General features: G+C 66.4%; 9 protein-coding genes and 5 pseudogenes. 11 read left to right on the top strand and 3 right to left on the bottom strand.

Annotation, left to right across the window (positions count from 1 at the left end; all coding sequences use genetic code 11):
- Positions 1-441: 441 nt before the first annotated feature.
- The 7 genes and pseudogenes from AB0M95_RS18630 to AB0M95_RS18600 form a co-directional block, all read left to right on the top strand.
- Positions 442-738, top strand: coding sequence for a class I SAM-dependent methyltransferase (locus AB0M95_RS18630; protein WP_363765781.1), 297 nt, complete (start codon positions 442-444; stop codon positions 736-738).
- 165 nt (positions 739-903) lie between these two features.
- Complete coding sequence (locus AB0M95_RS18625; RefSeq protein WP_363765778.1) at positions 904-1,296, top strand: hypothetical protein; 393 nt, start codon at positions 904-906, stop codon at positions 1,294-1,296.
- A 408-nt stretch (positions 1,297-1,704) separates the two neighbouring features.
- Positions 1,705-2,037: pseudogene (locus AB0M95_RS18620) on the top strand (SAM-dependent methyltransferase); the annotation flags it as partial.
- Positions 2,038-2,369: 332 nt separating this feature from the next.
- Positions 2,370-10,967, top strand: a complete 8,598-nt coding sequence (locus tag AB0M95_RS18615; RefSeq protein ID WP_363765776.1) for a LamG-like jellyroll fold domain-containing protein — start codon at positions 2,370-2,372, stop codon at positions 10,965-10,967.
- A gap of 1 nt (position 10,968) precedes the next feature.
- Positions 10,969-11,337, top strand: coding sequence for a hypothetical protein (locus tag AB0M95_RS18610; protein WP_363765773.1), 369 nt, complete (start codon positions 10,969-10,971; stop codon positions 11,335-11,337).
- Positions 11,338-12,171: 834 nt separating this feature from the next.
- A pseudogene (locus AB0M95_RS18605) lies at positions 12,172-12,480 on the top strand (DegT/DnrJ/EryC1/StrS family aminotransferase); the annotation flags it as partial.
- A gap of 19 nt (positions 12,481-12,499) precedes the next feature.
- Positions 12,500-12,685, top strand: a pseudogene (locus AB0M95_RS18600) (NUDIX domain-containing protein); the annotation flags it as partial.
- 272 nt (positions 12,686-12,957) lie between these two features.
- Here AB0M95_RS18600 and AB0M95_RS18595 read toward each other — a convergent pair.
- On the bottom strand, positions 12,958-13,371 hold the full coding sequence (locus AB0M95_RS18595; RefSeq protein WP_363765997.1) for an NUDIX hydrolase: 414 nt from the start codon (positions 13,369-13,371) through the stop codon (positions 12,958-12,960).
- A 417-nt stretch (positions 13,372-13,788) separates the two neighbouring features.
- On the opposite strand from AB0M95_RS18595, the gene AB0M95_RS18590 reads away from it, so the two are divergent.
- Positions 13,789-13,974, top strand: a complete 186-nt coding sequence (locus AB0M95_RS18590; protein ID WP_363765770.1) for a hypothetical protein — start codon at positions 13,789-13,791, stop codon at positions 13,972-13,974.
- Positions 13,975-14,044: 70 nt separating this feature from the next.
- Here the strand turns inward: AB0M95_RS18590 and AB0M95_RS18585 are convergent, their stop codons facing one another.
- The gene (locus AB0M95_RS18585) at positions 14,045-15,343 is read right to left on the bottom strand and encodes a helix-turn-helix transcriptional regulator (RefSeq protein ID WP_363765768.1); all 1,299 of its coding nucleotides are present in this window, start codon (positions 15,341-15,343) and stop codon (positions 14,045-14,047) included.
- A gap of 219 nt (positions 15,344-15,562) precedes the next feature.
- Between AB0M95_RS18585 and AB0M95_RS18580 the strand changes: the two genes are divergently transcribed.
- Positions 15,563-15,898: a hypothetical protein gene (locus tag AB0M95_RS18580; protein ID WP_363765766.1), complete on the top strand. Its 336-nt coding sequence runs from the start codon at positions 15,563-15,565 to the stop codon at positions 15,896-15,898.
- Positions 15,899-15,941: 43 nt separating this feature from the next.
- Entirely contained in the window at positions 15,942-16,349 is a 408-nt protein-coding gene (locus AB0M95_RS18575) for an ATP-binding protein (protein WP_363765765.1), read from the top strand.
- A gap of 290 nt (positions 16,350-16,639) precedes the next feature.
- Here the strand turns inward: AB0M95_RS18575 and tnpA are convergent.
- Positions 16,640-17,060: pseudogene (tnpA, locus tag AB0M95_RS18570) on the bottom strand (IS200/IS605 family transposase).
- Positions 17,061-17,093: 33 nt separating this feature from the next.
- Between tnpA and AB0M95_RS18565 the strand changes: the two are divergent.
- Positions 17,094-17,313: pseudogene (locus tag AB0M95_RS18565) on the top strand (RNA-guided endonuclease TnpB family protein); the annotation flags it as partial.

Below are 17,313 nucleotides of genomic sequence, written 5' to 3'. Positions count from 1 at the left end.
AGCCGCCCCCGTACCCGGGCGACGCGACTCGCGGGCGAAGCCTGGGGACTAATCGCCCAGCCGGCAATGGGCCTCGCCTCCGGCTCGGACTGTATTCCCCAGGGGGCTTCGCCCCTTCGCCCTAACGGGCATCCCCCATCCGCGCAGCCGACGACGAGGCCTCGCTCGCGAACTCGCCTTGCCCACGAGCATTGGGTGTCAGGCACGTGCGTCATCAACTCGCCGCACACGTGTCTCCGATAGCCGCCTGGTGGTCGACCTTTGCGGCGGAACCGGCGCGGCCGCTGAAGCGATCCTCGCCCTGGTCCCAGCCGAGGCCCAGGTCATCTCCCTGGACAACGCCGCAGCCATGCAGCAGGTCGGCCGCCGTACCGTGACCGGCCCGCGCCTGTCCTGGGTCACCGCCCGGGCCGCGAGGACCTTGCCGAGCACGTCCCCGGCATGGCCGACGCCGTGGTGTGCAACTCGGCGATCTGGAAGACCGACGTCCGGGCCACATTCGCCGCGTTCCGCGACGTTCTGCGGCCCGGCGGCCGGTTCGTGTTCAACATCGGCGGTGGCTTCGCCCGAGTCGCCCACCCGGAGGAGAAGACCGCGCGCACCGGACCCTCGCTCACCACGCTGATCCACCAGATCGCCGTCCGCGAGTACGGCTACACGCCGTCCCTGGCCGCCGATGTGAATCCCAAGCTGCCGCTGAAGGCCGTTACCGAACACCTGGCTGCCGCCGGGCGCTGACCTTCCTGGAAACCGAGGTCAACGCTCAGCACAGCATGATGGCGGAAAAGAAGGCATGGCTGTCCATCCCGATCTTCGCCCAGCCGTCCGGCGACTTCACACATCAGCAGCGCATGAAGATCCTGGACAAGGCGTACGCCCTGACCACCCCCGAAGCTCACCTACGTGGCCGCCCTGCTGGACACCGACACCGGGACACCCGTCACGCTGACCACGAGCTTCGACGCCGTCGGCTCCCAAGCGCCGCACCTGGAGATCCACGGCGCCGAGTGCACCCTAGTCCTGCCCGACCCGAACTTCCACGACGGCCATGTGCTGCACCGCGCCTACGGCTCCCGAAGCTGGGACACCCTCCCTCCCGCCCCGATCTCTGGACCTTCCAGCCGCGGCTTGGGTGTCCTCGACCTCGCCAACGCGCTCCGGGAAGCCCGCGAACCACGATGTTCCGCGCGGCGCGCGGAACGCGTCGTCCACCTCATTGATGCCATCGTCCGCACCGCCGAGCTTCATATCCCCACACCGAGCGCCGCACCCGCCCACATCCCAATCACCCGATGACCAAAGGAGCCCGCGTGCCCTTCGAGGCCTTCATATTCGACTTCGGTGGAGTCCACCACCAGCCTGGACGACTGCGCCCGCGCCTTCTCCCTGGAACGCGGACCGCTCGAGGAGGCGTGCCTGTACGCCATTACCGTCCACCTCACCGGGCGCCGCCTGCGCGCCGAGCTTGAGCGCGGCGACATCACGCAGGAGGCCTGGAACGAGGGCGTTACACCTCTTTGCTGGGCATCGACGGCACCGGAGTCGCCGCCGCTCCCGAAAGGCTCCATAGCAAGGTCGCCGGGTCGACCACCGAAGTCGTGCTCCTGGTGCGGGCTCGCCCGCCCCTGGGGCACGACTGCGCGCCAATGCGCCGCCGCGAATCGCGTGAAATGCCTCCGTCTGAAATGATGCTTCGTCCACGACGATGACCGACCTGCCGACATCATCGGCACCTTCCGCGATGCTCTGCCCGCTGGCAGCTATCTGGCCATCAGTCACGGCACCGCGACGGGATACCAGAGCGCGCTCGCAGACCAGCGTCGGCTGTTCAACTGGGTGAAAGCCGTCTACGCACGGGTAACCTCACCGACCTCGCTACGTGATCAGGACGAGGTCTCGCACTTCTTCGCAGGGTTCGACCTCGTCGACCCCGGCGTGGTGTTCGTCCCCGAATCGCGACCTGATGGGATCGCTGAAGACATCCCTCCAGCGCAGACCGGGCTGTATGGGGGCGTGGGCAAGCTTCAGCAGCAGTGAGCAGCCCCAAGCCCGCCACCTTCCGGAGCGACGACTGAGCCCACCCGGTGCCTGCACCGATTCAGGCGCATCTCTGCGAGCCAGTTCAGCACCCGCTGGTGATGTTGAGGCCGTCAAGGGCCTCGCCTGAGCGGTCGACGCGATCACCCTGCTCACAGTCTCCGATACGCCTTGCGATGTGATCTGGATCACCATTGGCAAGGTGACCTTCGCCAATTACCGTGCAATTGGTCGCCTAAGGCAATTTTCGACGGGGCGGCGCGCGGCGAGGCGAGGATCTTCCACATCCCTGACTGTTGACTTTTTCATGCCATAAAGAAGGAGACTGAACGATGTTCCATGCTCGAATTCGGCGGCGATTGCGTACCTGTACGTCATTTTTAATCTTAGCGACGTTGTTAGCCTCGGGGGCTGTGCTGAGCGACGAGGTGCCCTCGAACGCGTCGGCGGAGGCCGCCGTGCGGGCGATCGCACCGATGTCGACCGCAGGTTTGGAAACACCTGTCCAGCAGATAGGATCTGCGGCCAACTTGCCACATTTGGTGCCGGCCAAGGAGACGACCGCCTCCGGCGCATCCGCGTCCAATGCCGTGGGAAACGCCGGTAAGAAGCCTAAGGGCGCGCTGCCGCTTGAAGTCCGGCATCCGGTTACTCATGAACCTGCCAAGGGCGGGCTGAAGCCGCCGCGGTCACCTTCAAGAAGCGTGCCAGCTGCGAGTGGTTCCACCCCGGCGGCGCAGGCGGCTGCGGCGTCGGACTGCTCCTACCCCGCGTGGTCGCTGTTATGGCCCTACGAGACGGGACAGATCGTCTCTTACTTCAACGTGACCCAGGGTATGACCGAGCCGCACGACTTCAAGGCCGTGCGTGGCTCGCAACTGTCGCCGCCGATGACGACGACCGCGTGGCAGGACCTGGGACCGTGCTATGTGGCCCCAGAGCCCGAGCCGCCGACCTTTCAGATGTTCCGGCCGAGGGACGAGGCACTCGTCGGGTCGTTGACCCCTACGCTCGGCGCCTGGGCGAGCTCCGCCACCGGCAGGCAGGTCGTGTATTGGTTCCAAGTGTGCTCGGGGCCGTCGGGGCCGTCGGGCGGCTCGGATTGGTGCGAAGGCTCCGGCCGGAACGTCACGGGCACTTGGGACGTACCCTCGAACAAGCTCAAATGGGGCAAGACTTATTGGTGGTCGGTGCAGGCCGAGGACACATCCAACAGCCTGTCCCACACCTCGGATTGGATGAGCTTCATCCCTCAGCCGGAGCAGCCGTCGATCAATTCGTTGCTGGGCAGCGGCACCGGTGATCGGGAGTTCAATCGGGTGGTGGGCAACTATGTCCAGACGGTGACAGACGCTTCGGTGACCACGGTGGGTCCGCCGCTGGCCGTCACCCGGACCTACAACAGCCTCGACCCGCGTAACGACGGCATGTTCGGCACCGGCTGGAGCACGCGGTGGGACATGCGGCTGGTGAACGAACCCGACAGCCAGACGGTGCTGGTCACCTATCCGGACGGCCGGCAGATGCGGTTCGGCTCCACAGGGGACGGCGGATACGCGCCGCCGCAGGGCGTCTACGTGACCCTGGCCACGGTCACCGGCGGCGGGTGGCGGCTGATGGACAAGTCCGCCACCTCGTATGCGTTCGACGCACAAGGCCGTGTCACCAGCGTGACTGACAACCGCGGGCGTGCGCAGCAACTTGTGTACGGCTCCGACGGCAGGCTGTCCAAGGTAACGGCCACTGGCGGGCGGTCGCTGTATTTCACCTGGAGCGGGAGCCACGCGGTCGGTGTCTCGACCGATCCGGTGAACGGAAGCCCGCTGAGCTGGGCGTACACCTACGACGGGGACAAGCTGGTCAAGGTGTGCGGCCCGGGATCCGCCACCGCTTGCACCGAGTTCACCTACGCCGACGCCTCCCGCTACAGCAACAGCGTGGAGAACTCGATGCCCTACAGTTACTGGCGGCTGGACGAGAGTAGCGGCGCCCACGGCTCGAAACTGGCCAGCGCTCTAGGACGGAAGCTCGGCCTCGACTCCGCGTTATTCGACGGCGGCCCCGGCGTCTACGATGCCACGACGGGGGTCCCAGGAGCGCTCAGCGGTTCGGCCGACTCTGCGGTCCGATTTGCGGGCGCTTCGCCCGCCAGTTCATACGTCAGGCTTCCGGATTCGGCGATCAGTGGCAGGGGAACGCACCTGACCGTCGAGGCGTGGCTGAAGACCACCGGGTCGGGCGTGGTGGTCGGGCATAACAGCTCCACCTCCTCAGGCATGCCGCAGAACTTCACCCCCGTGATGTACGTGGGGACCGACGGGAAGCTGCGCGCGCAGTTCTGGAACGGGCAGGCGTCGCCTATCACGTCGACTTCGGCGATTAACAACGGCCAGTGGCATCACGTTGTGCTGACCGGCGACGGCGTCAGCCAGACGTTGTACCTGGACGGACAGGCCGCGGGCACGCGTACCGGTGGCATAGACCACCGGGACCAGTTCTACACGCGCCTTGGCTCGGGGTACACCTCGCCCTCTTGGCCTTCCTCCACTGGCTCCACCCAGGTCTTCCCCTTCGCGGGTGACCTCGACGAGGTGGCGATCTACAGTCGATCGCTGAACGCGTCCGAGATCCGCGCCCACTACCAGGCGGGGGCGGCGGTGCCGCAGATGACCAAGGCCACGCTGCCATCCGGACGTGTGTGGGCTGAGAACAGTTACGCTGCCGACGGTGGGCGCTTGCGGACCCATACCGACTCCGACGGCGGCCTGTGGAAGCTGGGCGTTGCGCAGTATTCGGCGAACCCGGAGGGGGACCCCCAGGCCACGGTCACGGTAACCGATCCCCACGAGGGGACCTTGACCTCGGTGCACGACGCGCTCAGGGAGATGCGGATCACCCGCCAGACGGATCAGCTAAACCAGAGCACGACCTACGAGTACGACATCGGCGGATATCTATCCAAGGTCACCGACAGGAACAAAAACACCACGCAGGTCACCCATGATGAGCGTGGCAACGAACTCAGCGTGACCAAGTGCCGATCCTCGAACAACTGCCAGACCTCCTACACCACCTTTCATCTGAATCCCGCCGACAAGTTCGACCCGCGCAACGATCAGATGATCGCCTACCGTGACGCACGATCAGCGAGCGGCACGAGCGACACGTACGCGACCAAGTGGGAGTACACGGCGTTCGGGGAGGAGGCCAAGGAGACCGGCCCGGCCACCACTGACTTCCCTAGCGGGCGTTCCACCACCTACGCCTACACCGACGGCTCGGAGCCCGCGATGGGCGGAGGCCTGACACCGGCCGGCCTTCTCAAGACCGAGACCGACCCCAAGGGCAACCAGCGTACGTACGCCTATACGGCCGCCGGGGACCTGGCCCAGGTCACCGAGCCGACCGGTCTGATCACCCGGTACACCTATGACGCCCTGGGGCGCCCGGCATCCACCACTCAGATCTCCAGCACGCCAGAGGCGGGTGACCCCACTCCCGATCCTGACCCGGGAGATCCGGGTCCTGCGGGCCTCGTGGCGGCGTACGGCTTCGACGCGGGCGCCGGGACGGCGATCGACGATGACTCCGGTAAGCATCAGGCCGGCGTCGCCACCGACACCTCCTGGGTGGCCTCCGGCAAGTTCGGTAAGGCGCTCCAGTTCAACGGCACCTCCTCGTGGGTTACCGTGCCTGATTCCCCTTCACTGCGCCTGTCGCAGGGGATGACTCTCATGGCATGGGTCAAACCGAGCTCCCAGGACAGCTGGCGGCAGGTTTTGATGAAGGAGTTCAGCGGCGGGCTGTCCTACGCCCTCTACGCGTCCAACGGAGCACAGCCGAACGGATGGGCGGTGAACACCAGCGGGACCGAGGGCGAAGTGAACGCTCCTCAGGATTTGCCGTCCAACACCTGGTCGCACCTGGCCCTCAGCTACGACGGCACCAAGCTTCAGTTCTACGTCAATGGGAACAAGGTTGACGAATCCGCCTTCTCTGGGAATCTGCGTGCCGACGGCGGGCCGTTGCGCATCGGTGGTAACAGTGTCTGGGGCGAGTACTTCGCCGGGGTGATCGACGAGGTCCGCGTCTACGACCGGGCGCTGTCGGAGAGCGAGATCCAGTCCGACAAGGACACCCCTGTCGTCCGCTCCGCTCAACAGGCGGCCGCCACCGCGACGTCGGGCACGTCGACCACCTTGACGTACGCCTACGACGCCATGGGGCGTATCGCCAAGGAGACAGGCTCGGGGGTGAAGAACCGGGTCAGCGGTGTCACGCACACCACCGAGCTCCGCAATACCTACGACGCCGACGGCAACGTGGTCACCAGCACCATGGCCGATCTCACCGGCGGAGATCCCGACCGGACGACCACCTACGAGTATGACGCCTACGGTCGCCTGGGTAAGGTGACCGGGCCTGAAGGGGCGACCGCTCTCCGGGCGTACGACCACATGGGACGACTGGTCAGCACGACCGACGCGGAGGGGGCCCGATACGACTACGGGTACACAGCGCGCGGCGAGTCCGCCACCGTCACGTTGCGTGCCTGGACCGGCAGCCCCACAAGTCCCGAAGCGCCTCACGACGTGGTCGTGCACTCCTACGCCTACGACCCGGGCGGGCGCCTGGCGTCCGAGACCGACGCACTGGGTCGCACGACGCGCTACACCTATAACCGTGACGACACGCTCGCCGAGGCGATAGCCGACCAGGTCAAGCTCAACGCCTCGACGACGCCGGTTGACGTGGTGCTGGCCTCGACGGACTACGACGCCGCGGGCAACCTCACCCGGGAGATCACCGGAGGCGGCAAGACCAGGACCGATTACGTCTACGACGCCGCGGGACGCCTTACCTCGACGACCGTGGACCCGGCAGGGCTGGCCAGGAAGACCAACTACACCTATGACGCCGACGACAATGTCATCCAGGTGAAATGGCAGGCCGCAGGCACCACGCGAACCGAACTGGAGTCCTACGGCTACGACGCCGGCGACCAGCTCATCGAGCGGACGACCGAGAACGGCGCCACGGACCTGAAGACGTCCTGGACAGTGGACGACCGTGGCCTGGTCACCGAGGTGACCGATCCGCGTGGCAACCTTCCCGGCGCGGACCGGATGGATTACACGACCCTCATCGGCTACGACGCGCTGGGCAGGAGTGTCCAGGTCCAGGGGCCGCCGGGGAAGGTTGAGCACGGCGGCTCACCCGCAGTCACCCAGCGCCCCACGTCCCAGATGGGTTACGACGCCGCGGGAGAGCTGACCCACCAGGTCAGCCCGGAGAACCATACCAGCGTGGCCGCCTTTGATAAGGCGGGCAGGATGACCTCGATCACCGGCGCCTCGTACACGGCTCCCGGTGGCGCGGCCATCACGCCCAAGGTCGTGTTCGGCTACGACCCCGCAGGCCACGTCGTATCGGTGACCGATCCGCGCGGCTACGTCACCAACGCCACCTACGACGCACTGGGGCGGACGGTGCGCGTCACCGATCCCGCGGCCGCCAATCAAGCCGCACGGGGCACCTGGGACTATAGCTACACCTTGACCGGCGAGTTGCTCTCGTCCACCGATCAGACAGGATCGCGTGTGGAGGCCACCTATGACGGACTCGGCCGCCAGGTCACCGCGACACAGCTCGAACGGAAGCCCACCGCCGTCGCGCTCACCACGACCGCCGAGTACGACACCGCCGGAAACCTTCTCGCCCTCAAATTGCCTGCGGGAAACCGCAGCCAGACGGCCTACAACCCCGTGGGTGAACCCATCTCGCAGACCGACGCGCTCGGACACTCCCGGAGCTTCGACTACGATCTGGCTGGCCGGACCACAAAGGTCACCGACGCGCTCGGCAACTCCACCACCACCGAGTACGATCTGGCCGGGCGCGAGACCACCGTCAAAGACCTCAATTCCTCCGGCGGGGTATCGCGCACCTACGGCTTCGATCATGACGGGGTGGGGAACCTCATCACGGAGACCAGCCCCGAAGGCCACGTCACCCGCCGCTCCTTCGACGGCGCCAACCAGTTGACCCAGCTGATCGAGCCCGTGTCAGCCACCAAGAGCATCACCACATCCTTCGGCTACGACGCCGAAGGACAGCTCACACGCACGACCGACGGGCGCGGCAACTCCTTCCTCGCCACTTACAACACGATGGGCTTGCTAGAGAGTCGGATCGAGCCCTCCACCCAGGCCCATCCCAACCTGCAGGACCGCACCTCGACCAGCGTCTACGACGCGGCGGGTAACCTCGTCAGCCTTCTACGGCCGGGCGGTGTCCGGGTCGACAACACCTACGATCACCTCAACCGGCTGGTGAGCGAGCAGGGCACCGGCGCCGAGGCCGCCACCCAGGCCAAGACCTTCACCTGGGACCTGGCTGGCCGGCCCACCGGCGTCGGCGATCTCGACTTCGACTTCAACGACCGTGGCCTGCTGCTGACGACCGCCAAGCAGGGCACGCCCGGTACCCTGTCGTCCTTCAGCTACGACGCCGACGACCGTCTGGTCCAGCGGACCGACGCGTCCGGCACCGCATCCTTCACCTGGGACGATGCCAACCGGCTCAAGACCTTCAGCGATTCGGTGACCTCCACCACGCTGACCTACGGCTATGACGTCGGTGACCGGCTCACCGACATCTCCTACGGCGTCGGCGGGCCCAAGCGCACCTACACCTACGACCCAATGAACCGGCTCACCGGCGACACGTTGAAGTCGTCGTCCAACGCCACACTCGCTTCGATCACCTACGGCTACGACCGCGACGACAACCTCACCACCAAGACGACCACAGGTACAGCAGGCGCGGGGACCAACACCTACACCTACGACTGGAGCAACCGGCTGACCTCCTGGACCGCGCCGGGCGGAGCCGTCACGGACTACGCCTGGGACGATTCCGGGAACCGCGTCAAGGCCGGGACCCAGACCTTCACCTACGATGAGCGCAACAGGCTGCTGACCGGCGGCGGATCCAGCTACACCTACACGGCGCGAGGCACCCTCAAGAGCCAGACTACGGGCGCGGTGACCAAGCAGCTCCAGTTCGACGCCTTCGACCGGATGACCAGCGACGGGCAGGCCACCTACACCTACGACGCCCTGGACCGGGTCACCGGTCGTACCCAGGGCACGGCGGTCAGCCGCTTCATCTACGCGGATCTGGGCAATGACGTCGTTGCGACGACCGACGCCGCCGGCGCCAGGCAGGCCACCTTCGGCAGAGGCATCAACGGCGAGCCCGTCAGCATCTCGGACGGCACCGGCCCGCGCTTCGCCCTGACCGATCTGCACGGGGACGTCATCGGCACCTTCCAGGGCACCGGGAACACGCTGAGCGACTCGGTCGCCTACAACCCGTTCGGCGAGGAGGTCGCCCGGAACGGCACCAGGCATGACCTGGGATACCAGGGCGAATGGACCGACCCGGACTCCGGGAAGGTGAATATGCTAAGCCGCTGGTACCAGCCCGGCACCGGGGCCTTCACCAGTCATGACAGCTGGAACCTCTCCCCGGACCCGTCACTTCAGCAGAATGGTTACGTCTACGGCAACGCCAACCCTCTGACGACCATCGACCCGTCCGGTCACCAAGGGCTGTGGCCGACAGGAGGAGACGGCGGCGGGTCCAATGACGACGAGTGGAGCGTCATCGCCCTTCCGCCGCGGTACGAGAAAACGCCCACACCATACGAGCCGCCAGCCAAGAACCCGAAGGATGGAGGTAAGGGTGGCAAAGGTGGCAGCGGTGGCAAGGGCGGAGGTAAGGGTGGCAAGGGTGGAGGTAAGGGTGGCAGCGGGGGCGCTGGCGGTAAGGGTGGTGGCGGCCAAGGCGGCGGCGGCCAAGGCGGTGGCGGCCAAGGCGGTGGCGGTGGCGGCGGCAACCGGTCCAGCGGGAACAGCTCGCCGACCACCAAATGCGTGAAGAACTGCAGCAGTGCCTGTCTCAAGAACTGCCACGGAAGCTGCAAGCAGAACTGCACCAGCAGATGCGCCAAAAACTGCGTGAGCACGTGCATCAAGAACTGCCACGGAAGCTGCATAAAGAACTGCTCGGGGACCAAGTGCACCAAGAACTGCTCAGGAATGGGTCCGAACGGCAAGGGCGGAGGAACCAGTTGTAAAAAGAACTGCGGTGGCGGTCAGTCCTGTAAAAAGAACTGCGGAAGCCAACCGTGCAAGAAAGGCTGCAAGCAGAAGGACGACAGTGGGGGCGCCGGCGGCAATGGGGAAGAATATGTCCAATGTGACTGCGTGGAAGTCGTCGCACCGACCACGCGTGTACCGCAGGCTTCGCCCACTCCCGTCCAGCCGCGCAGCGATACCGTCACGCAGAACTCACCGAGCCTGCCGCCCACAGACGGATGGGAGTACGATCCCTCGCAGAACTACGGCGGCGGAGGCTTCCGAGGCGACGACGGAGACGGCCCCGGCTTCGTGGAATGCTTGCTCCACACCTGCTCAAAGGGAGCGTGGAAGGACGATTGGTCCGCCATCGGTGACACACTCGGGCGCCTGGGCATCGTCGCCGGGATGGAATTCGGTGCCCCTGCAGGGCCGATAGGACGTGGGCCGGTCCCCGATCTGGGGCCCAACTGGAGGCCTCTGCCGGTCTCCAAGATCTGCAAGAGCAACGGTTGCGATCGAGTCGCCATGGATATACAGATGAAACTCGGCGGAACACGCTACCGCATAACCGACCGATACGGTGCCCCATATCTTCCTAAGTATCGAGACCAGGATACCTTCTGGCGCTATCATGACGTCCTGGTCAAGGACAATCGGGTCTTCGATTCCTGGACAGGTCCCAAAGGTGAATCAATGGAAGAGTATCGGAACCACTGGCAATATGGGGAAGACCTTGTTTTCACGCCCATTTCACCAGAACTACCTCCACTTCAACTGATGTGACATGGACATCGATCTTCGGTACAGACTGAGAGACGCGCGACGTCGTCCCACCTCCTACGGTCTGAGGACCTTCGATGAGGCCGCGGCGTTCCTGATTGGTGCGGATATGGCCACCGGCTGGACCTTGCTGCATGGTTTTAATGAATGGGCGGCCGAGCGATTGGGCAGTGGCGCGAACCTTGCGTGGCCTGTTCTTGCGGCCGAACTGCTCGACGCGCGCAGGGCCGGGTCAGGGCAGGCGGGCGATGCTGAATGCAGCGGCGAGGAGGACCGGATTCGGGCGTTGTTCGACCTCGTCGAGGAATTCTTCGTGGCGCGATCCAATTATCCCCAAGGACCCCCAAACGCGGGGTCACCTGAACACATCTAAGTGAACAAGTGTGCCGCCGTCTTGGAGAGGGACGGCGGCACACCTTGACTTGTAGTGGCCCGAACAGCGCCCCGGTTCGCCCGCTCGGCCCGCTGGGGTCGCTTGGTCAAAAGCGAGGGCTTGGCCGGTCAATATCAAAGATAACCGTGTCGGAAACTCTGCGAGCATGGGCAGCAGAACGCGGACAGTGGCACGACCGTGTTCTCCACTGGGCCATCCCCGCGTGCGCGGGGAGCACCGCCCCAGGACTCCAGGGCGCCGATGCGACCGGGACCATCCCCGCGCGGGGTCCCATCATCAACCACCTGGCCGCCGTCTACAGGTAGCTCCCCGCGCACGCGGGGATGGTTCCTTTACTGCTACGCGGTGGGCGACGTGGTTCGGTGCTCCCCGCGGATGGGTGATAGTTGCCCTCTCCGGATTTCCGGCGGCATGCCACAGCGTTCCCCGCACACGCGGGGTGGATCTGCGTCGGTGATGCGAGCGTAGTCCACAGTGTCTGCCTGCAGGTTGAGCAGTGAGGGGCTCGGGGCTAATGGGGCCGTGGGTGAGGAGGGACAGCAGGGCGTAGGCGGCGTCGGCGATCGAGGCGAGGAAGGTGGAGGCGGGGGCGACGTGGGCGATGGGCACGCCGCGGCCGGCCAGGATGGGGGCCGAGGATGGATCCGCCGCCCCGTAGATGCCGCCGATGACGCCCACTCCCAGGGCGAGGGTGATGACGGCGGGCGGGGACGGTTCGGTTGTGACCGGCCGTCGTCGTGGTGGGCATAGCGTGCGGGCACACAGCCATAGTCTCAGGAGGAGCAGTGCCATGGCGACCAGGACGCGGAGGGTCTGGGCGCCGAGGTAGGGCGAAGACGCGAGTGCGACATCGCCCTCATCGAGGACTGCGCCCAGGCCTGGGGCGTCGACGTCGAGGGACGGCCAGCCAGCGGCTGGGGCACCCTGGCCACCTTCTCCACCCACACCTACAAGCTCGTCGCCTCCGGCGAGGGAGGCGTCATCGTCGCCGGCACGATGGCGCTGATGCGGGCCTTAGGAGGCGACACCCGGCAGCCGGCCCCGCACGCCGTGTGGCGATCCAAGGCGCGCATGACGGAACTGGCGGCAGGCCTGGCCTTGCCACGACTCGACTACCTGAGCACCCTCGTGACCGGCCTGCGTGCCCTTCAACAGCCGGGCGCCCGTCGCCGGTCACATCGACCAGCACGGCGGCCCCGAGCAGGCCGCAATCGCGGAGCTCGCCGAAGAAGTCGGCCTGGCAGTCGCCCACCTCCAGCTGTTGCTGACCGCATGGCGGCTCAACCGGTGCCGCCGCCCGAGTGACGGCGGGGCCGACCATCGCTGGTGGATCTACCAGGCCCAGGCAGCCGGTCAACTCCGCCGTCTGTCCGAGAGGTGCGTGCCCCCCGATGGATACCCCCCCGACCAGCTCCAGTGGTACGCGCAACGCACCGCTGCCTACGCCGCCGAGCACGTCAGCGAACCGAAGTTCACGGCGCAGCCCGGGCTAACACCGGTATGGGTTCCGCTTCTTGCACGACCTTCAGCTCCTGACGCTGCCCAGCGACGCTCTCACTCAGATCGACAAGATCATCTGATGGATGCTCGGCGACGGGCTCAGCTCACCTCTCTCGGGTGCTCGGCTGCCAGTCGGCGCACGTGCGTCTGGATGCGGTTGCGGTCTTCCGGGAAGACGCTCTCCCACTCGTCGCCGAGCTCGAACCACTTCGGCGGCTGGTCACTCTCCCCACCGAGCGGAACATCACGGTCGATGATCGCGGCGTACGACAGGCCCAACGTCGGCGACCAATCCGCACGGTAGGAGCGTACGGACACCGCCGCCGGAACAGGAAGCAGCTCAGCCTGCAGACCGGTCTCCTCCACAAGTTCACGGGACGCGGCGGCTCGAGGCGTCTCACCTGGCTCGACCTTGCCTCCAGGCGGGACCCATCCCCGCCGGCGATGCCTTACAAGCAGGACGTGCTTGAGGGCAGGGTCAGTAATCCAGACCTCCGCCGCCAGCGGCTCCATCGGCCTTTGACGAGCCCGCTCCAGCCAGGCCCGAGCGTCATCGAACTCCAGCACAGCGAGGCGAGCATCGGCGCCTGCCGCGTCCAAGGTCACTTGTCCAGGCACACCGTGAGTCACCCGCCACACCTTATGCCGCCGCCAGTTCGGTCCGTGGATCCGACCGGATGACTCTCCGGGCGCGCACCCCTGTCGGCGGCGGGCCGGAAACGCCGAGCGACGACATCGAGGGGCACCTTGACGTGCGCGATCCTGGAAGGGGTAGCAGCCATGCAGAATAATGCGCGGCTGCGACGCACCTGGGTCGTCCTGGGAGGAATACACCTGCTGAACGGGACCGCGCCCCGCCGTCCGGCCGAACCGATCGTCCTGGTCCGGGTGCCTCCGTAGGAGGTCTGTGTCCCGAGCATCACGGTAGTCGTGAGGTGGGACGCGCTCGGTATCTGCCAGGTCACCGCCCTGACCACGGAGAGCGCTCCGCTCGGAGGTGGCCGGATCGAGGGGAGCGCACTGCTGCCCGACGCCATGGCTGGCGCGGCACTGCGCGAGATGATCGGCGAGGTCGCCGCTCCTGGTCTGGTACCGCTGGGGGGAGGAACACAATAGCGGGTTGGCGCCCAGATCGTGATATTCGCCTGCACGGCCACGCGCTGGTCGGTCTGGAGAAGGGCTGTCGTCAGGCGCTTTTGGCAGATTCGAGGGCCAGCATCTCACGGAACTCGGCAACAGAGGGGCGGTCGCGCTGGTGCCTGGGCACGGCGCTGAGCACCATCCGTCCGGTTTGGAGCACGATCTTGTCGTTGTAGACCTGTGGCAGGGCATCGATCACCAAGGCCGCCAGTTGCATCCCTTGATCGATGCCCCCGTTGACGACCGTGCAGAGGGCTCCCTTCAGGCGAACACTGGCCGCCGTCGCATAATCGCTGTTGACGGCGAGCAGGCGCTCGCCCGCGCTGTTCGCTTCGGCCTCATTGCCTACACCCGCGTAGATCGTGTTCTCGGCGTTGGGTAGTTGCCCGTATTTCCAGTAGCCGGTCATGATGCTCACCGCTGGCGGATCAGCCGTGACAAGGTCGCGGAAGGTTTTCAAAGTCTGCTGGGCTTCCGCGTGCCTTCCGAGGAGCATGAGCGCCTTGGCCTCAGAGCAGAGGACCAGCGCCAGTCCCAGGGATGGGTGATCTCCCGCGATCTGCTGGGCGTTCTGCGTGAGCCTCAGGACGGTCGCCGGATCGCGTTGTCCGAAGAGGCCGTGTCCGGTCTCGGTGGCGCGCACGCTGAGCTGTAGTTCGAGGTCTCCTGAGGCGTCGGCGGCCTGGCGTGCGGTGCGCCACCAGCGGATGGCGGCACCGTGATCGCCCAGGCGGGTCAGCACGTTGGCGTGGAGAGTGGAGAGCGCCGCCATGACCCGCTGGAGTTCGATCACGTCTTCGGGGGTGGAGGCGTCCAACTGGCGCCGTACCGCGAGCAGGTCGATGAGGAGGTCGGCGGCGACCTGTGCGGGGGGTCGGGTGCGCAGCGCGTGCAGGTGGTCGGCGCAGGTCAGCTCCCAGTCTTCGATGGCGCGGTGGGCCTGGTCAGGGGACAGCTCCAGGAGCCGGCGGAGAGGTTCACCTGAGATACCGGGGGTGCCGAGCACGCCGAGTCCGGTGAGTCCGGCGAGGAGCTGGAGGGCGGCCCGGCGTTCCATATCGTCATCTCCATTGCGATATGCGGGGTTTTCCATATATCTACCCGCGCGCAGCCGGTCTGACTCGGCGGCGGCGTTGAGACGCACCAGCGTCCCGTACAGCGCGGTCAGAATGCCGCGCGCACCGTACACCTCGTCCAGGCGGGGGACCATCTCAGGCGGGGGCGTGCGCTCACCGCGCTCCCATTTGGCCAGGTTGGAATGGTCGATGTAGAGATCGGCCGCCACGCGGCGCAGGGCGATCTTGGGTTCGCTCTCCCTGCAGCGGCGCATGACCGCGCCGAACAAATGCCATGCGGAGGCGTGCGGGTCGATCGGGTCTGCGGCCATGACACCCCTCGGGATAGTGGTCCGGCGCGGCCGCACCCGACCACACCGTTGCCCTTATACCATCGTCGATCACTTTCCATGATTGCACTGCTACAGCCCGTAGCGCTCCCGAAAGTCGGGACCGGTAGGCGATGAGAGCGCCGTACGGGTCCCTGATCAGGAAGGTGGTCCTGACCCGTGACGCAGCCTAAACGCCGGTGGCGCCTGTACGGGCGTAATGCCGAGCCGACCGGCCGCCACACCCTCGGACGGCCCTACGTACCGGTCGAGCCCGGCGATCCCGACCCGCGCGCCCGCGCCACCGCCGTACTGCTCGACCGGCTCGAACCGGCCTGGACGATCCTGTACGGACCATGGAGCCGCCGCTTCTACGCCGTGGCGATGTTCCCGGCCCCGTATCCGCTGATCGTGGAGGAATCCACCGCGCAGGAGCTCACCGAGCAGATGCGCCAGGCGGAGCGGGACGTCCTAATGACCGGCCGTACGCGCACCGCGGCCAGGCCGGCCGCGTGACCCGCATGACCTCGACCTCCCCCTATGTAGGACGACCGACCAGATGAGCACCCACACCCGGCGAACGGAGAGCGCCGCCTTCCCCGCCACCGAGACCTCCGCGGGCGAGGCCCGGCGCTGGCTGAGCAAGATCCTCAGCGACCATCCCCGCCACGACGACGCCGTGTTGCTGCTGTCGGAGGCGGTCACCAACTCCCTGGTGCACACCGATACCTCGGTGATCGCCGTCGCGGTGGTGGTCGAGGAGGGTGACGGCGTCCGGATCGAAGTGGGCGACGAGGGCGGGCGGACCGTGCCGAGCATCACCCCGGACACGGGCGAAGAGCCGGCCACCTCCGGGCGCGGCATCCGCCTGATCCGCACGCTGTCCTCACGCTGGGGGTTCACCGAGGAGAGACCCCGCTGCGTCCTCTGGTTCCTGCTGTCCGCAGACGGTGGGGGAGACGCCTGACCCCACCCGCCGATCCTTTATTCGTTCAGAGATGTCGTGGCGCTTCGCACCTGTGTCTGGCTCCGCAAAGACGCTTCGTTGCAGAAGATCCGGCGGGCTCTGGACACGCTTCGCGATGACCTACGGGAGCGCGGGCATCTGTCGGCATACCGGCTCGCGGCTGACGGCAGCAGCATCTACCGGTTTCGTCCGTAGTGCTCCGGTCTTCAGGCCGGGGGTGAAGCGGGCCGTCCCGCGTAGCGGGGCAAGAACAGCCGATTCGCCGTCAGGTGAACCGGCGTCCACCCCGATCAGACCGGCCGTTTCTGCCGCTCGATGTACTGCTCGAGCACGGTCGGCGGGGCCCCGGCCAACCGACCCGGCGAAGTAGGAGCCCAATCAGAAATGATCATCTACAGGTATTCGCGGGCGTGGGCGCCGAACTCCTTGCGCAGCATCCGAGCCGAACCCCTTCAACGAGTTGACCAGCCTGGACCAGGCGACCCTGGGCGGATGGTGGACCAGCAGGTGGACGTGGCCGTCCTCGCCGTTGAACTCACCGAGTTCGACCTCGAAGTCGGCACAAACCTTCCGCATGATCTGTTCGCATCGGACCGGCATCGGGCCGGTGAAGGCCCCACGCCGATACTTCGTGGCGAACACCAAATCGGCGTGGGCGTGGAGACCGTGCACGACATGCCGTCCGCGCGCACATCCGGGTCCGGTTTCCATCCCGGTAACGCAACGAAACGATACGATCACGGTGTGGCGAAGGTAAAGCAGACGCGGGCGCATGTGGCCCGCCTGGAGTTGAGCGTGGCCCAGGCGGCGGTGCTGGACGGTCAGGCGCATTCCGCTCGCGCGCTGTGGAATCTGCTGCACGAGTACGCCACCTTCCGGCAGGGCCGGTTGGCGACGTTGAAGGAGTGCGATGAGGCGATCCGGGTGGCTCGTGGTGAGATCGACTGGATGGGCCGGCTGCCCG

This window comes from Sphaerisporangium sp. NPDC051017 (assembly GCF_040683095.1).
GTDB lineage: Bacteria > Actinomycetota > Actinomycetes > Streptosporangiales > Streptosporangiaceae > Sphaerisporangium.
Note: the sequence above shows the minus strand (reverse complement) of the source record. Positions and strands in the feature narration are given on the sequence as shown.

What these genes read in the sequence shown, in the direction of transcription:
- AB0M95_RS18630 (WP_363765781.1), top strand. Translation starts at nt 442, where the DNA reads ATGGCCGACGCCGTGGTGTGCAACTCGGCGATCTGGAAGACCGACGTC.
- AB0M95_RS18615 (WP_363765776.1), top strand. Translation starts at nt 2,370, where the DNA reads ATGTTCCATGCTCGAATTCGGCGGCGATTGCGTACCTGTACGTCATTT.
- AB0M95_RS18575 (WP_363765765.1), top strand. Translation starts at nt 15,942, where the DNA reads ATGAGCACCCACACCCGGCGAACGGAGAGCGCCGCCTTCCCCGCCACC.
- AB0M95_RS18595 (WP_363765997.1), bottom strand. Translation starts at nt 13,371, where the DNA reads ATGGAGCCGCTGGCGGCGGAGGTCTGGATTACTGACCCTGCCCTCAAG.
- AB0M95_RS18610 (WP_363765773.1), top strand. Translation starts at nt 10,969, where the DNA reads ATGGACATCGATCTTCGGTACAGACTGAGAGACGCGCGACGTCGTCCC.